This is a genomic window from Verrucomicrobiia bacterium (assembly GCA_019634625.1).
Taxonomy (GTDB): Bacteria; Verrucomicrobiota; Verrucomicrobiia; order Limisphaerales; family CAIMTB01; genus CAIMTB01.
Genome location: JAHCBA010000042.1, coordinates 27,589 through 42,416, shown reverse-complemented (window position 1 = coordinate 42,416; position 14,828 = coordinate 27,589). Strand labels below are relative to the sequence as shown.

The 14,828-nt window shown below is 66.4% G+C and carries 17 protein-coding genes and 1 other RNA gene; 5 read left to right on the top strand and 13 right to left on the bottom strand.

The window, feature by feature from the left end; genetic code table 11:
- Positions 1 to 72: 72 nt before the first annotated feature.
- Positions 73 to 996 (bottom strand): endonuclease/exonuclease/phosphatase family protein, encoded by a 924-nt coding sequence (locus KF833_19855; GenBank protein MBX3747570.1) that lies wholly within the window; start codon positions 994 to 996, stop codon positions 73 to 75.
- A 314-nt stretch (positions 997 to 1,310) separates the two neighbouring features.
- Between KF833_19855 and KF833_19850 the strand changes: the two genes are divergently transcribed.
- Complete coding sequence (locus KF833_19850; protein MBX3747569.1) at positions 1,311 to 2,117, top strand: GTP cyclohydrolase I FolE2; 807 nt, start codon at positions 1,311 to 1,313, stop codon at positions 2,115 to 2,117.
- 6 nt (positions 2,118 to 2,123) lie between these two features.
- Here the strand turns inward: KF833_19850 and KF833_19845 are convergent, their stop codons facing one another.
- On the bottom strand, positions 2,124 to 2,891 hold the full coding sequence (locus KF833_19845) for a Rieske (2Fe-2S) protein (protein MBX3747568.1): 768 nt from the start codon (positions 2,889 to 2,891) through the stop codon (positions 2,124 to 2,126).
- A 172-nt stretch (positions 2,892 to 3,063) separates the two neighbouring features.
- On the opposite strand from KF833_19845, the gene KF833_19840 reads away from it, so the two are divergent.
- The gene (locus tag KF833_19840; GenBank protein MBX3747567.1) at positions 3,064 to 3,408 is read left to right on the top strand and encodes a hypothetical protein; all 345 of its coding nucleotides are present in this window, start codon (positions 3,064 to 3,066) and stop codon (positions 3,406 to 3,408) included.
- A gap of 364 nt (positions 3,409 to 3,772) precedes the next feature.
- On the opposite strand, the gene KF833_19835 is transcribed toward KF833_19840, so the two are convergent.
- The 4 genes from KF833_19835 to KF833_19820 all read right to left on the bottom strand — a co-directional run bounded on the left by KF833_19835 (position 3,773) and on the right by KF833_19820 (position 8,289).
- On the bottom strand, positions 3,773 to 4,624 hold the full coding sequence (locus KF833_19835; protein ID MBX3747566.1) for an MBL fold metallo-hydrolase: 852 nt from the start codon (positions 4,622 to 4,624) through the stop codon (positions 3,773 to 3,775).
- A 625-nt stretch (positions 4,625 to 5,249) separates the two neighbouring features.
- The gene (locus KF833_19830; GenBank protein ID MBX3747565.1) at positions 5,250 to 5,696 is read right to left on the bottom strand and encodes a DUF5069 domain-containing protein; all 447 of its coding nucleotides are present in this window, start codon (positions 5,694 to 5,696) and stop codon (positions 5,250 to 5,252) included.
- Between the two features lie 78 nt (positions 5,697 to 5,774).
- Positions 5,775 to 7,055, bottom strand: coding sequence for a glycosyltransferase family 4 protein (locus tag KF833_19825; protein MBX3747564.1), 1,281 nt, complete (start codon positions 7,053 to 7,055; stop codon positions 5,775 to 5,777).
- 73 nt (positions 7,056 to 7,128) lie between these two features.
- Entirely contained in the window at positions 7,129 to 8,289 is a 1,161-nt protein-coding gene (locus KF833_19820) for a tetratricopeptide repeat protein (protein ID MBX3747563.1), read from the bottom strand.
- A 130-nt stretch (positions 8,290 to 8,419) separates the two neighbouring features.
- Between KF833_19820 and ssrA the strand changes: the two genes are divergently transcribed.
- Positions 8,420 to 8,773, top strand: a transfer-messenger RNA (tmRNA) gene (gene ssrA / locus KF833_19815).
- A gap of 49 nt (positions 8,774 to 8,822) precedes the next feature.
- Here ssrA and KF833_19810 read toward each other — a convergent pair.
- From KF833_19810 to KF833_19785, 6 genes are all read right to left on the bottom strand, one after another.
- The gene (locus tag KF833_19810) at positions 8,823 to 9,125 is read right to left on the bottom strand and encodes a transcriptional regulator (protein ID MBX3747562.1); all 303 of its coding nucleotides are present in this window, start codon (positions 9,123 to 9,125) and stop codon (positions 8,823 to 8,825) included.
- A gap of 7 nt (positions 9,126 to 9,132) precedes the next feature.
- Positions 9,133 to 10,113 (bottom strand): sodium-dependent bicarbonate transport family permease, encoded by a 981-nt coding sequence (locus KF833_19805; GenBank protein MBX3747561.1) that lies wholly within the window; start codon positions 10,111 to 10,113, stop codon positions 9,133 to 9,135.
- 87 nt (positions 10,114 to 10,200) lie between these two features.
- Positions 10,201 to 10,812, bottom strand: coding sequence for a hypothetical protein (locus tag KF833_19800; protein MBX3747560.1), 612 nt, complete (start codon positions 10,810 to 10,812; stop codon positions 10,201 to 10,203).
- A 70-nt stretch (positions 10,813 to 10,882) separates the two neighbouring features.
- Positions 10,883 to 11,443, bottom strand: a complete 561-nt coding sequence (locus KF833_19795) for a DUF4252 domain-containing protein (protein ID MBX3747559.1) — start codon at positions 11,441 to 11,443, stop codon at positions 10,883 to 10,885.
- A gap of 129 nt (positions 11,444 to 11,572) precedes the next feature.
- On the bottom strand, positions 11,573 to 12,028 hold the full coding sequence (gene smpB / locus KF833_19790) for an SsrA-binding protein SmpB (protein MBX3747558.1): 456 nt from the start codon (positions 12,026 to 12,028) through the stop codon (positions 11,573 to 11,575).
- 125 nt (positions 12,029 to 12,153) lie between these two features.
- Positions 12,154 to 12,438 (bottom strand): DNA-directed RNA polymerase subunit omega, encoded by a 285-nt coding sequence (locus KF833_19785; GenBank protein ID MBX3747557.1) that lies wholly within the window; start codon positions 12,436 to 12,438, stop codon positions 12,154 to 12,156.
- Between the two features lie 129 nt (positions 12,439 to 12,567).
- Between KF833_19785 and KF833_19780 the strand changes: the two genes are divergently transcribed.
- The gene (locus KF833_19780; protein ID MBX3747556.1) at positions 12,568 to 13,494 is read left to right on the top strand and encodes a polyprenyl synthetase family protein; all 927 of its coding nucleotides are present in this window, start codon (positions 12,568 to 12,570) and stop codon (positions 13,492 to 13,494) included.
- A 69-nt stretch (positions 13,495 to 13,563) separates the two neighbouring features.
- Here KF833_19780 and KF833_19775 read toward each other — a convergent pair whose 3' ends face one another.
- Positions 13,564 to 14,178 carry a phytanoyl-CoA dioxygenase family protein gene (locus tag KF833_19775; protein MBX3747555.1) on the bottom strand — a complete coding sequence of 205 codons (615 nt, stop codon included), beginning with the start codon at positions 14,176 to 14,178 and terminating at the stop codon, positions 13,564 to 13,566.
- Positions 14,179 to 14,270: 92 nt separating this feature from the next.
- Between KF833_19775 and KF833_19770 the strand changes: the two genes are divergently transcribed.
- A complete protein-coding gene (locus tag KF833_19770) occupies positions 14,271 to 14,828 on the top strand; it encodes an HAD-IIIA family hydrolase (protein ID MBX3747554.1) in 558 nt (185 codons plus the stop codon).

Here is a 14,828-nt window from a genome sequence, read left to right as displayed (position 1 = left end):
CTGACCCGGTCCCGGCCACACGCCACACGCCACACGCCACACGCCACACGCCACACGCCGCCCCCCACCCCCTCATCGTCCCCCCGTCCGCACCGTCACCACCACCGGCCGGTGATCGGAAGCCACCCCCCACCCCTCCAGGACCGGAACGTACGACGCCCCCCGCACCCAGGCCCGCTCCAACCCCGGCCCCAGCAGGATGTAATCGATCCGGTCGTAGGTGTCCTTGACCCCGTAGAAATACGTCCACGTCACCGATCGCGCGTCGTTGCGACCTCCCGCATCCTCGACAGCCCCGCCCCCTCCCCGCCGCTCCGCCGGCCGCGTGTCCACCAGCCGGCCACGCCCCCGGCCCATCACCATCCGCACCGCCTCGCTGTCCCGCGTGTCGTTCAAATCCCCCATCACCACGACACGGGCCGACGGTTCCGCCCGCAACCGGTGATCAATCTTTTCCCTCAGGATGCGTGCCTCCTCCCGCCGCATCTCCGCCTGGTCGGCGTGCGACACCGGACGACGCGACTTCAGGTGCACGACGAACACCGTCCACACCTCCCGAGCCCCCACCCGAACATCCACCTCGAGGATCCCCCGGCTGACCCGGTATCGGCGCCCGGACACCAGATACGCATCCCCCGTATGCGACCGCCGCGCCACAATCGGGTGCCGGCTCAACAACGCCACCTGGATGTTCGTGTCCCAGCCCCGCACATGCTCCCAATGCCCGTACTCCCAACCCAGCCGCGCCGTCCGCTCCCGCAGTTCCTCCAATCCCTCCAGTCCGCCCATCTCCTGCAACCCCACAATGTCCGCCCGCAAACCCGCCAGAATCTCCGCCACCCGCGCCTTCGCCGCTTCCGGCTTGGCCACCCGGTTCCCGGCGGCCGAGAGCAGATAGTTTTCCACGTTGTACGTGGCCAGCCGCACCTCGTCCGCTCCCCGGACCCCAAGGCACAGCACAGCCCACAGAAGCAATCCCAACCCGCGCAACCTCATGGCCCCTTCAACCTACCCACCCCCTCCCGCACTTGGCCAGCCCGCCCTCCACCCCGATCCGGTGCATCCCGGAATTGTGGGTGAGGAGGCAGCCAATCGGAGGGACGAGCTCCGCGAGCCCTCAATCCATTGCACCCCCCCCCACTGCGGCCTCGTGGAACTCGGCCCTCCGAAATGCCGCTTGGCGGACTTCACACCTCTCACCACAACGCCGGGATGCACCGCGAAACGGGCCGGGAAGAGATTTGCCCTCCCGTCCCCGATCGATTTGGATGACCCGCGGGCTTCCTCGTTGCCAGCCCATCCCCTGACTCATGTCCAGCCGTCCCGATCCCGCCCGCACCCCCACCCCCCTGCACGACAAACAGTCCGAGCAGGACTTTCGCAATCTTCCCATCGACAAAGTCGGTGTCCGCCGACTCCGGTTCCCCATCCAGGTCCGCGACAAAGCCCACGAGGTCCAGAACACCGTCGCCACCCTCGGCCTGTACGTCGACCTGCCGGAGCACTTCAAGGGCACCCACATGAGCCGCTTCATCGAGGTCCTCAATGCCCATGGCCGCGTCATGCACGTCGAGAACATCCCCGACATCCTCCGCGCCATGCAGACCCGCCTCCATGCCCGCTCCGCGCACCTCGACATGGAGTTCCCCTTCTTCCTCACCAAAAACGCCCCGGTCTCACGCCAGGCCGGCGTCATGGACTACACCGCCCGCTTCGAAGCCACCGCCGACGGCCCGGAAATCGACTTCGTCCTCACCGTGATCGTCGCCCTCACCACCCTCTGCCCCTGCTCCAAGGCCATCAGCCGCCACGGCGCCCACAACCAGCGCGGCGAAGTCACCGTCAGCATCCGCTCCAATGGCGTCGTCTGGATCGAGGACCTCATCGCCCTCATCGAAAGCTGCGGCAGCAGCGAACTCTATTCCCTCCTGAAACGGCCCGACGAAAAAGCCGTCACCGAACGCGCCTACGACAACCCGGTCTTCGTCGAGGACCTCGTCCGCAACGTCGCCCTCAAACTCCGCGCCCATCCCCAGGTCACCTGGTACCGCGTCGAGGCGGAAAACCAGGAGAGCATCCACAATCACAACGCCTACGCCTGCATCGAGGCCGGCTGACGCCCCTCAAACGGTCCGCGCCCGCGCCGCCGCCGCCAGGAACAGGTGCGGACGATCCCGCTCCACGTACACCCGCAGCCGCACGCCGTTCCCCATCACTGTCATCCGGTCCGCCGCACCGTCCTCGGTGACGGCAAACGCCCTCGCTTCCCATGGACCCTCGGGCGTCTCCCGACCCGCCACCTCATACTCGATCCCTCGCAACGCCAGAAACTCGATCTCCACCCGACCCCCGCTTGTCGGCAACACCCGGTTTACCGTCACCTCGACAGGCGGGAAATCCGGCAACGCGATCTCCAGGCCCCCCGCCCCGTCCGTCGTCACCTCGTACGTCTCCAGTGGAAACGACGCCACCCCCGCCAGCCTCCGCCCATCCGGGGCGAACCGCGACTGATGACACGGACAAATCGAGACCTTCGCCACCGAAAACGCCGGAAGGATGCACCCCTCGTGGGTGCACACCGCACTCACCGCCCGGTACGTCCCCGCATCGTGGCTCACCAGAATGGGCGGGATCGGCCCGCTCGGACGTTGCACCTGCACCTGCGGCGTGAACCCGATCCGCACCGAACCGAAGTCCGCATTCAACGGCGCAAAGTCCGCCAATCGTAACCGCAAACGGGCCGGCTCCCCCGTCCCCGACTGCCTCACCGACGCCACCGCCGTCCCGCCCCAACCGCTCCCCGCCACCGCCGACGCCACACTTCCCAGTACGACCGTGCGGACAAATCGCCGTCGGTCCCATCCGTCCTGTTCGTCGCGCCCTGTCGTCATGTCCCAGGCACCCTGACCCGCCTCCCCGGCATCTGGCCAGCCGATCCCGAGAGACCCGCAGCGAAAGGGGTCCCAGTCGCCGTCGGAATTCGAGACAGAAGCGGATTGAATTCCTCGGCCCGGCCGCTAACCTCCCACGTCCGTCAAACTTCAACCCTATTCCCGTCATCCCATGAAACCGTTTGCCACACTGTTTGCGTGCGTCGCCGCCCTTGCCCTGTCCCTGACCGTCCGCGCCGACGAGGCCCCGAAGGACGAAAAGGAGATCAAGGGCGAAGGCATGTGCCTGAAGTGCGAACTCAAGAAGGCCGACTCCTGCCAGAACGCCATCCGCGTGAAGGAGAAGGACGGCAAGGAGATCATCTACATCCTCGAGAAGAACGACGTCAGCAACGCCTTCCACCGCAACATCTGCACCGGCATCAAGAAGGTCGTCGCCAAGGGCAAGATCAAGAAGGAGGGCGACAAGCACCTGATGGTCGTCTCCAAGATCGAACTCGACGACAAGAAGAGCTGATCGAGCAGGACCCAACCCGGCTCCCGGGCCCAATCCCCAATCCTTCCACGATGGGCGGAACCCTTCCCGGTTCCGCCCTTCTTCTTAGAGCCTGTCTGAAAACTGGAAGGGGCCCTGCGACGAGGGGTTTTGGTCCCGCAGCCGCGGGACGGCGAGGCCGGCGCATCCCCGCAGCGGGCTGTAACGGTCGAGCCAACGCAGGCCCAGGCCGAAAGGACCGTCGCCCAAAGGGTTGTCGCGGAAAAGGCCGGCTGGCTTCGTGGCTCCTCGGTCACAGACCGCTGGCGGGTAGGCTCCCTCCTCGCGCCTCGCCATCCGGCCTTTTCCGCGACAACAGGGCCCCTTCCAGTTTTCAGACAGGCTCTTAAACCGAAGTGCGGTCCTCGTCCCCGAAATCGAAGAACGGATTGACCGCACGCTGCTCCCCCACCGTCGTCATCGGACCATGTCCAGGACACAGCAGCACCGTCCCGGGCAATGACAGGACTTCATCCCGCACCTTGCCCCTCGCCAGATCTCCCTTGTCCGGCGCGCCCCCAAGAGACCCTGCAAAGAGGGCGTCGCCCACCACCGCCAGGACCGGCACGCCGCCCGCCCGATCCGCAATCCAATAGGTCGTGCCGTCGTCGGCGTGTCCCGGAGTGGCACGAGCTTCCACCGTTCGCCCACCCACCGCCAGCACCTCGCCCGGCCGGTTTCGATGCGCCGCCGGAATCGAGGTCCCGCTCGCCCGCAGTCGCAATTCAGGGAAGCGGGCCCGGATCGGATCGAGCGCCGCCACATGGTCCCCGTGTGTGTGGGTGATGCAGAGCAGCGTCAGCTTCAACTGGTGCCGCGCAATGGCCTCGAAGACCGGTTCCGCATCGAAGCCGGTGTCGAACAACGCCGCCTCCCGCGTCCCGGGATCCCATACCAGGTAGCAATGGACCGCCATCCCCCGCCCGTGGGTGGTGATCGCCAGCAATCCCGGGTAGGCCGCTCCATCCACCGGGGCCGGCTCCCAACCCCCGGCAATGCGCCGCAGCTTGCCGGCGTGCAGCCCAAGACACCGGGCCAGCCCCTCCCAATCGAGTCCCGCCGGCGCCACCCCGCCCTCCTCGAACCCCTCCAACTCCGACACCCCGATGCCGCCCGCCGCCGCCGCGTCGCCAACCTCAATACCCCCCATCCGCCGCGCCTTCCGCACGATGTCCCCGACGTGGTCTTCCAACCTCATGCGCCAAACCCTACGCCCGAACCCGCCACACCGTCACGCCCCTGATATATCGTCAGGTTCGCTGTTGTTGACTCCGCAACGGAGATCCGGCCGTTCCCACGTATATATCGTCAGGTTCAGCTTTGTTGACTGTTTTGACCGGCAACAAGATCTGCTGGTGGCGCCACAGATATATCGTCTGGCGCCACAGATATATCGTCAGGTTCACTATCTATTGTTGACCGCTATATGTTGGCAGGTTCTTTTTGTTGACTAACAATAGGGTCAGCAGGCGGTTCCCATGGGGCGTATCTGCGAGTTGTCGGAAGGCGCACGGGGATCGGGGTCGGGGTCGCTATCGGAATCGGTATCGACAGGAGCCAAAACACCTCGCCCATCCCCGATGATCGTTCCGGTTCGATTCCGATATCGACCCCGACCCCGACGGTCCCCTCGTCGTTTCCCTCGACCGATCGCATCCCCGACACCATGGAAATACGCCCGTTCCCACGAGGGTTTAGGTTCCACCCCACCCAGCTCGATTGCGTCGCAGCCGCTCCCCTACCCCTGCTCCCAAAATAAAGAGGCCGGTGCCCGCCAAACCGGGCACCGGCCGTACCATCGAACGATCGAACTTCCGACGCGGTCAGGACACCACCGACTTATGGAACTCGCTCCAGTCGTCGAGGTTGTTCAGGTCCACCGCCCCGGGATTCACCGAGCCGTCATCGGGCAATCCGGCGGCACCCAGGATGCCGGCGCGGGTGGCATCATCGTGGATGTAGCCGAGGACTGCGGCGTTGCTCTTGTAGATCGTCGCCTTGTCCAGTTTCACACCGGGATACGCCTTCACCCAGGCCTCGAACTGGGCGTAGGTCGGCTTCTTGTCGCGAAGGAATGCCTTGGCCTGGGCGGCGTCCACGCCGATCGCCCCGAGGACCATGTGGTCATACCCGGGCCCGATGTCGGTGTAGCCGTCGGCCAGCTTCCCCAGCCCGCCCAGCAGACCCTTCTGCCAGAGACGTGGGAGGTGGAGGAGACCGAGTGGGCCGGCCACGCCGGAGCTGATCAGAGGTACCAGTTTTGTGCTCATGAGATCGAAAAAATGCCCTTCGTTGTTCTTGGGACCGCGCGAGCCTAGTGGCCGGAACCCAACGGTCAATGGTTTTGGTCAAAGCTGTTCGCCAAACAGGTTGGCCAGACGCGCCGCCAGCTTCCGGCGGCCGGTCGCGTAGCTGAAGTACTTCAGGCCAAGCTGGAAATTCGTCTCCGCCCAGTCCGCCCGCAGTACCGGATCTGCCAGCACCTTGCGCGTCTCCTCGACCACGTCGCGGCTCACCACCTGCGTCATCTCGATGGTCTTGAACCCAAGCGGATCGATGTCGCGCGCGTACACCGCATAGGTGTTCACCACCACCGGCTTCCGAAAATAGATCGCCTCGAGGAACGCATTGCCGAATCCTTCGTACAAGCTCGGGTACGTCACCAGGTCCGCATGCGGATACACATCGAACAGCGTGTACACCTTGCGCCCGTCCTCCGTCCGGCCCCGCTCCTCCCCCACCCGCTCGGCAATGAACCGCACATCCACCCGGGCGTCCTCGATCCGTTCCCGCAGCAATTGCATGTAGGCCGACCCCTCGTCCCCCGCCGGGTGCGAAATCACCAGCTTGGCACGCGGATCCTCCAGGCGCCGCACCAGCTCGATCGCATGCTCGATCCCCTTCCGCGCCACCACCCGGGTCGGCTGCAGGATCAACAAATCGTCGTCCGCCAGCCCGATCTCCCGCCGCAGATCCGCGTTGTAGTCGTCGATGCCCGGCGGTGGCGTCTCGAAATCGAGGATGTTGGGAATCACCGTGGACCCCAGCCCGAACCGCCGGGCCATTTCCTTCTGGGCCATCGAGTTGATCACCACATGCTCGATCCCATGCAGCGCCGGCGGAAATGCCGCCTGAAGGTAATCGTTGATCGCCGTCACCGTGAACCGCTCCCGTTCCCACGCGAAATCGTGATGGTGCGCAATCGTCGGCAAGCCCGTCTCCGCAATCACTTCCGTCATCGCCAGCCCAAACGGAACATGCATCGGAATGGCCAGGATGTTCTGCGGCACCAGCACCTCGATCCCGAACGCCTCGATGAACCCGTACAATTCGTCCTTCAGCCGCTCCTTGAGGTACTGAATCTGGTCCGTAACCCGCCGGGCCCGCTGCGTCACCCCAAACAACTCCCGCTGCAAGGCCATCACCTCGGGATGATTGAAAAAGGCCAGCGGCGCATGCCGGCTCTCCTCCGCCGGCGTGTCCAGCATCCCCGCCAGCCAGTAACAGGAATGCCCCTGCAACCGCAGGATGTGCGCCCACTTCCGAGCCTCCAACGTGACCCCGTCCGTGCCGTGAAAGCGTGTCGAAACAAAACCGATTCGCTTCGGCGCCCGGCGGTAGATCGTCATCGTGTCCACACCCGCAAGGCTAGGTATCCGTCGGGAAATTGGAAGCGGCCGCGATCCCCAAACCAGCCCGGCATCACGCCTGCCCCAGCGTCCGGGCGGACTGCCGACCCCTGATTTCCAGTCGGAGATGATCCAGCCGGCTCTGCGCGGCCATGGCCAGTGCCGTGCCCGGCATCCCCGTCACAATCCGCCCCAACACCGCCCGGGCCGCCTCCTCGTTTCCATCATGGCGCACATGCAGATCCGCCAGCCCATGCAGGCGCCGTGCCGTCGCCTTCGCCGTCTGGTTCGGCAGGGACAGCAGCGTTTCCATCTCCGCCACCGCCCAGTCCATCCTGCCCAGTCGGTCGGCATACAGAAGCGCCAGTCGCTCCCGCGCCTCGCCGTCCATCGGGTGTTCGACCAACTGCTGCCGCAACGATTCCGTCTCCAGCTCCGGATCGGGCTCCTGCACCGCCCCCGGAGACGTCCCTTCCGGCCGCAGACCCAGTCGCTCGTCGCCCTTCACCATCGCGATCACCCGCCCCCGCCCTTGCGACCGGCGCCATGCGTCGGTCCCCACATGAGCCAGCCGCTGCGCCGCCTCCGCGGCTTCCGGAGTACCCGGAAAAAGATCGAGGGTCCGCTGGAAAGTCCGCCGCGCGGCCTCGGCGTCGTGGCCGTGATCCAGCCGCCAATCTCCCAGTGCCTCGAGGGCCCGCGCGCGCACCGGCACCGGCAGATCCTCACGCACCACCAGGCGATCGATCGCCTCCTCCGCGCCGGGCCAGTCCTCAAGACTTCGCGCCCGGATCTCCGCCAGCATGAGCAACCCTTCGGGATCGTCCGGAAACCGCTCCAGTTGGGCCTCGATGGTCTGAATGGCCTCCCCGTACCGCCGTTGCTTCCAGTGCGCCCTGGCTATCGCATAGAAGGGCTTCGGCTCCGGCGGTTCGTCGCCCCCATCGTACAAGCTCGCCAGCGGCCTGGCGATTGCCGCCCCGATGTTCTGACCCCAGATCAACCCCACCACAATCCCGCAAACCGCCGCCAACGGAATCCCGATCAGCGGAAACAGGTTCACTCCGCACCAGATCCCCGTCCCCCCGAGGACAACCGTCAGCACCAGCTTGACGATCAGCACCCCCGGCGGATCCTCGCTCCGACGACTCCACCGCCACACGCCCCAGCCGATCAGGCAGGCAAGTGCCAGCCCGCTCAACACAGCTCCCGGATGCACAGTCCAGGCCATCATGGCCAACGCGTTGTCCCCCCGCCCGGTCCGACGACGCACCGAACGTCGGAAAGGAAGGTGGGGTCCTGGAGCTTGATTACACCCTTGACCCCGGCCAGCGCGAGAGGAAACTCGGGGCGTTCTTTGACGTGGGGGCGTACCGGTTTCGACCTGGACGACCTGTCGGATGCGGCATGCCGAGGACGATCCGTTGGCCTCGTTAATCATCGGGTCAAAAATCGACTGCCAACGAAGAAATGGCTCTCGCGGCCTAATTAGGCCGTGACGTCTCCCGGGGACACCTGCTTACCGGGTCAGGCGCTGCAGCAGGTTAGGCGGGAAACGGAGACCGCGCGTCTCCTGCCGAAGCTATTGCATGCGGACTACGCGGCGCGATTGGCGTCGGTGCCCTATCGCGTGGCGGATTCTCTCCACCGACTAAGCATGTAGTCGTGACCGGCAGACCGGCCATGGGACGCGGGTTCAACTCCCGCCGCCTCCACCACTTCCCCTTTCCCACTTCCCCTTCCCCATTTCCCCTTCCCTACCCGCCCTCAGAACTTCTCCCGCCGCAGCACCCGCACATCCGATTCGAACGCAATCATGCCGTATCGCGGGAACAAGTCCCGCTCGAGCCGCTCCAGCAACCGCTCCGATACCTCTGGCGTCACCACCGCCTCAATCTGGATGTTCGCAAACTCACGGATGTCCCCCGGCCGCTGCCCTCGCGCCCCGTCCCCCTCCACGGTGAACAGCGTCCACCCGTGCGCTCCCGTCTCTTTCAGGATCTTCAGGACCGGCTCCCGCGCGTACGCCTCCGCTACCACCGTCACCAGCTTCATGGGGTGCAGTGTCATCGCTGTCTCACGAATACCACCACCGCGCCATCGAGTAATACAGCGGAATCCCCAGCGCGATGTTGAACGGAAAGGTGATCGCCAGCGACGCCGTCAGGTAGTACGTCGGGTTCGCCTCCGGCAGCGACATCCGGATGGCCGCCGGCGCGGCGATGTACGACGCGCTCGCCGCCAGCACGCCAAACAGCGTGGCCCCGCCCAGCTCAAGGCCGGCCCAATGCCCCACGATCACCCCCACCATCCCGTGCACCACCGGCATCACCAGCCCAAATCCCACCAGGAACGCCCCAACCTTGCGCAAATCCCCCAACCGGCGCCCCGCCACCGTCCCCATCTCGAGAAGAAACAACGCCAGCACCCCCTGGAACGGCGCCACGAAGAACGCCTCGACCTTCGCCATCCCCTCCTCACCGCTCAACGCCCCCACCACCAGCCCTCCCACCAGAAGAATGACGCTCCGCCCCAGCATGGCCTCCCGCACCGCCTCCATCACCGGCGCCCCCGTAGTCGCCCCGCCCGATCTCCCTGCCAACCGCGCCAGCAGCACGCCGGTGAGAATGGCCGGCGATTCCATCACCGCCAGCAACGCGGTCGCATGGTTCTCGTACGCCACCCCGATCGACTTCAGATAGTTGGTCGCCGCGATGAACGTCACCGCGCTCACCGATCCGTAGTGGGCGGCCACCGCTGCCGCATCCACCGCCGACATCCTCCCCGCCACCCGCAGGATCGGATAGGTCCACAATGGGATGGCCGCCCCCAGCCCCAACGCCGCCAGACCCGGCAGCAGCACCCGCCCCAGCCCAGCCTCCGCCAGCGACACCCCGCCCTTGAAGCCGATGGCCACCAGCAAATACACCGTCAACGCCACGTAGAACGGCTCGGGAAACTTCAGATCGCTCCGCAAGACCGCCGCTGCCACGCCCAGGGCGAAAAACAGCACCGCGGGCGTGCACAGATTCGAAAACAGCGCCGTCAGGAAATCCATGCCGCACCCCTTACCCCTCCCGCAACGCACGCCGCGCCCCATGAACCACCCCTCCCCGGCCCGTCCCGCTCCATGTCGTCTTCCGCGTCACAGTCCCGCCATCCTGCCAAGCCCCCCGGCGCCGTCCAGCTTCCAACCCACCCCCGGCTCCCACGGCAACTCCAGCAACGGCATCAGCGGAGCCCCGTCCACCCGCCCCGATGCCACCACCAGATCCTCCCCGCACAAAACCACCACGCAGGCCCGCAATCCCCATCCCCGTTCCGCCTTCCCCGGAACGAATACCAGCACCGTCCGCCCGGGTTCATGGACCGTCACCGCCGCCTCCCATCCCCGCTGCGCCATGGCTCGCGTCGCCCCGCGGATCAGGCCCGCTCCATCCGCCCTTCCCTCCCCGGACCGCCGGCGGTACACACCCACATCCCCCCACTGGATGGCTTCCAATCCAGCCCGGGCCTCCGGCGGCAACGGAAACCATCCCGCCACCCCCCGCACGAGCGCCACCGGAACCCGGCCCAGCCCCAATTCGATGCGCCGCTCCCATCCCGACGCATCCGCCCTGACGACCGCCTCCCTCACCACCCTCGCCTCCCCGCCCATCCGGAAGGAAAGCACCAGCGTCCCCAACACCGCCGCCAGAAGGACCGCGCCCCCCACCATCAGGGGACGCCACGGGAAACGGCAGGATCGCGAGGACATCTTCGAAGTCCCGGTTGGAATGGAAGGTCCGATCGTCATTGGGGCGCCACCCGGTCCACCAGGGATCGAGTCACGACTTGCCCAAGGATCCCATCACCTTCTTCAACGGCGCGATGTTCAGCTTCTCAGCCACCTCCGCGATCCGCTCGGGACGGATGTCCCCGACGATGTTCACGAAGACCGCCTCCCTGCCCGCGCCAATGACCGTAACCACCACCCCTTCGATCGCCTCCTCGCCGCGTTGCTTGAGATACACTCCAACATCCTGCTTCCCCTCCTGGACACTCACCACCCGCTCCCATCCGCCCACCGCCAGGTCCGCCCGGATCTTCGTCAATCGGGCGTCCACCTCCGCCCGGTTGGCGTCGCTGACACCGATCACGTTCACCCGCACGGCCTTCAACCCGCGCAGGAGTTCGGTCACGTCAGGCTCCGTCTTCTCCGCCAGGCGGGCCACCAGGCCGATCAGCGACGGACCAATGTTGACCTCGACAAACGGACCTCCGGATCCGTCCGGCACGAAGGATCCGAAATCCACAAATCCCGGCAGGGGTTCGGCGGCCCGCAAGGCCAGCGGGGTGGCCAGCAACAGCGCGGCGACAGTCAGGGCGGAAGGAATGAACTTGTTCATGGTAGGATTCGGTTTGGAATGAAGTTCCGGGGCCAGCGGCCCCGGCGCACCCAGCACCCGGGGTCGCCACCCCAGGTTGCAGAAGTCTCCCCTCCGCCCGGGCGCATCCGCGAATTGTCGCAAGGCGCCCTACCCTCCCGGCAGCCGGTGACTGAGGGTCCGCCTCAATTCGCGCTCGGAATCCCGCCGCTTCAGATCCTCCCGCTTGTCGAACTCCCGTTTTCCCCGCCCGACGCCGAGCGCCACCTTGACCCGACCGTTTTTCCAATAGAAGGAAAGCGGGATCAGAGCCTGGCCCTTGATCGCGCCCAACTCGAGGAGCTTGCGGATCTCGGGCTTCCGAAGGAGCAGCTTCCGGGGCGCCTTGGGAGCGTGGTTCTGGCGGTTGCCGAAGCTGTATTCGTCGATGTGCGCGTTATGCAGCCACACCTCCCCGTTCTCCACCCGGGCAAAGGCGTCGGCGATCTGCCCCAACCCCGCCCGGAGCGCCTTCACCTCCGTGCCGCGCAGCACAATCCCCGCCTCGAAGGTGTCGAGAATGTGGTAGTCGCGCCGCGCCTTCGCGTTGGTGACAATGTCGGCCATTCGGTGAGCAGGTAGGTTGAGGGTAGGTTGAGGGTAAGTCGCCCCAAACGAAAAGCCCCGGATACCCCGGGGCCCCTGCACAGAGATCTGCGGCAAGACTCGCGCCACCCGCGCCAGGCCAACCGTCAGGCCGCTCCGGAAGACGCTGACGATCCCGAACTCCGACGCCGCCGCTTGCGGGTGGTCTCGGCCTCGATCTCGTCCAGGGCCGGTTCCCAGGTGATCTTGTCCTCGAGAATCTCCACCAACGCCACGTCGGCCACTCCCAACCCCCCGGTCTTGGAGACCAGCGGCCGCCCCATGCCACCGCCGCCGCCATTGAGCTGCCGGACCCGGCGGGAAACCAGATTCACCAGCACATGGGGACTCCCGACCTTCTCCGTGGCCTGTCGCATCAATTCAATATTCACGGTCAAATCAAACGGTTGCCGCCTCTTGCAGCGGACGGCGATAATGCGGGTCCCAAGGCACCGGGCAATGCCAAACTTGCCGGAAACGCTTGCCGCTCAGCCCCGGCCCTCCCTACAACCACCTTACCCATGGCGCCTTTGGCTTCCCGGCGCGCCGCGCCGCCGACCGTCCAGTTCGACCTCCCATCCTACCTGGCCTCCCGCACCGACGCGGTGAATGCAGCCCTGCGCCGCTGGCTCCCCCCTCCCGCCACGCGCCCTGCCACCCTCCATCGGGCCATGCACTACAGCCTCTTCGCCGGCGGCAAACGGATCCGGCCCGCCCTCGTCCTCGCCGCCGCCGAAGCCTGCGGCGGCAACCCCGACGACGCCCTCCCCGCCGCCTGCGCCGTCGAGTGCATCCATACCTACTCGCTCATCCATGATGACCTGCCGGCCATGGACAACGACGACTTCCGGCGCGGCAAGCCGACCAATCACAAGGTCTTCGGCGAAGGGGTCGCCATCCTCGCCGGTGATGCCCTCCTCACCGCTGCCTTCGAGATCCTCGCCCAGGCCCCCGCCCGTCCCCGGTATCCCGTGGCCCTCCAGATCCGCGAACTCGCCAGCGCCGCCGGCTCCCGCGAACTCATCGCCGGCCAGGTCGCCGACCTCGAAGGCGAGGGCCGCCGCCTCACCGTCCCCCAGCTCCGCTACATCCACGAACGCAAAACCTCCGCCCTCCTTCGCGCCTCCGCCTGCCTCGGCGGTATGAGCGCCAATGCCACCCCCGCCCGCCTCAAGGCCCTCGCCGACTTCGGTTACCACGTCGGCCTCGCCTTTCAGGTCATCGACGACATCCTCGACGTCACCCAGTCCACCGAAACCCTCGGCAAAACCGCCGGCAAGGATGTCCGCGCCGAAAAGGCCACCTACCCCTCCATCCTCGGGCTCGAACCGTCCCGCAAGGTCGCCGAACGCCTGACCGCCCGCGCCTTCGCCGCCCTCAAGCCGTTCCGCGGCGCCGCCACCGCCCTCGAAGCCCTCGCCGATTTCCTCCTCCGCCGCGATCGTTGACCCGCCGGACCCGGGCCTCAGAGCCTGTCTGAAAACTGGAAGGGGCCCTTCCAGTTTTCAGACAGGCTCTCAGAACCAGCCGTAGTTGAAACTGATGCTCACCCGCTCCCCGGCCGAACGGTTCGCCGCCACCTCGTGTCGCAACCAGCTCTCGAACAGGATCACCCCCCCCGCCTCCGCCGGATACGACACGAAGGTCCGGTTCTCCGGCCGCGGCTCCGCCACCCGCGGCGGCGCCGCCATGAACCGGCTCAGCCGCGGATCCTCGAACTTCAGCCGCGAACAGCCCTTCGGCGTCTTCACATAGTACGTCCCGCTCACCGTGGACAACGGATGCAGATGCAGACCGTGCGCCGTCCCCCGCGGCATCATGTTGATCCAGCAGTCGGTCATCGTCAGCGACCGGTCGGTCAGATCGAACTCCAGATGCTTCGCAAACCGCCGCACATGCCGGTCCAACCGCCCCTCGAGATCCGCAAACACCGGGGACATCCGGTGCAGCCGGCACAGCGACCCGTACGAGGTGTATCCCCCCGGGTAGTTCGCCGCCGACCATTCCCGCCCCGCCCGGTCCAGTGCCCGCCACCGCCGGCACTCGTCCAGCAACGCCGCGTTCAATTCCCCCACCTCCCCCGTCAACCCCGCACGATAGATGCTCGTCGGAAAACATGCGTCGATCGGCATCGCCGGACCCTATCCGCCCACCCCAACCCGCAGAAGCACGAACGTCTTTTCTGTTGTGGCCTCCCGCGACACCGCGACAGGATTTCACCGCCATGAGAGCCGCCGTATTCTTCGAACGGGATGGGATCCTGGTCCAACCGGGCTCCGGCAACGGCACCCCCGTGACCCTCGATGAATTTCATGTCCTCGACCAGGCCCGGGAACCCTTGACCCGGCTTCGCGATGCCGGCTTCTACCTCTTCGCCACCACCAACCAGCCCGGCGTCACCTCCGGTACCCCGTCCCGCGATGACCTCGACCGCATGCACGCCCTCCTGACCCAACGCCTCGACCTCATCGATGTCCTCGTCTGTCCCCACGCCCACGACGACGCCTGTCCCTGCCACAAACCCCGGCCCGGCCTCCTCCGCGAAGCCGCCCGCCGCCACGGCATCGACCTCGATCACAGCTTCGTCGTCAGCGACCGCTGGGTGGACGCCGAAATGGCCGAGGCCGCCGGGGCCACCTCCGTCCTCCTCCATTCCAATCGCAATGGCCATGGACACCACGACTTCATCGTCGCCGACCTCGCCGCCGCCGTGGACAAGATCCTCGAGATCGCCGACCAGGTCGGCTCCCTCCGCCTCCTCGCCCGCCCCCCGTCCTCCTGA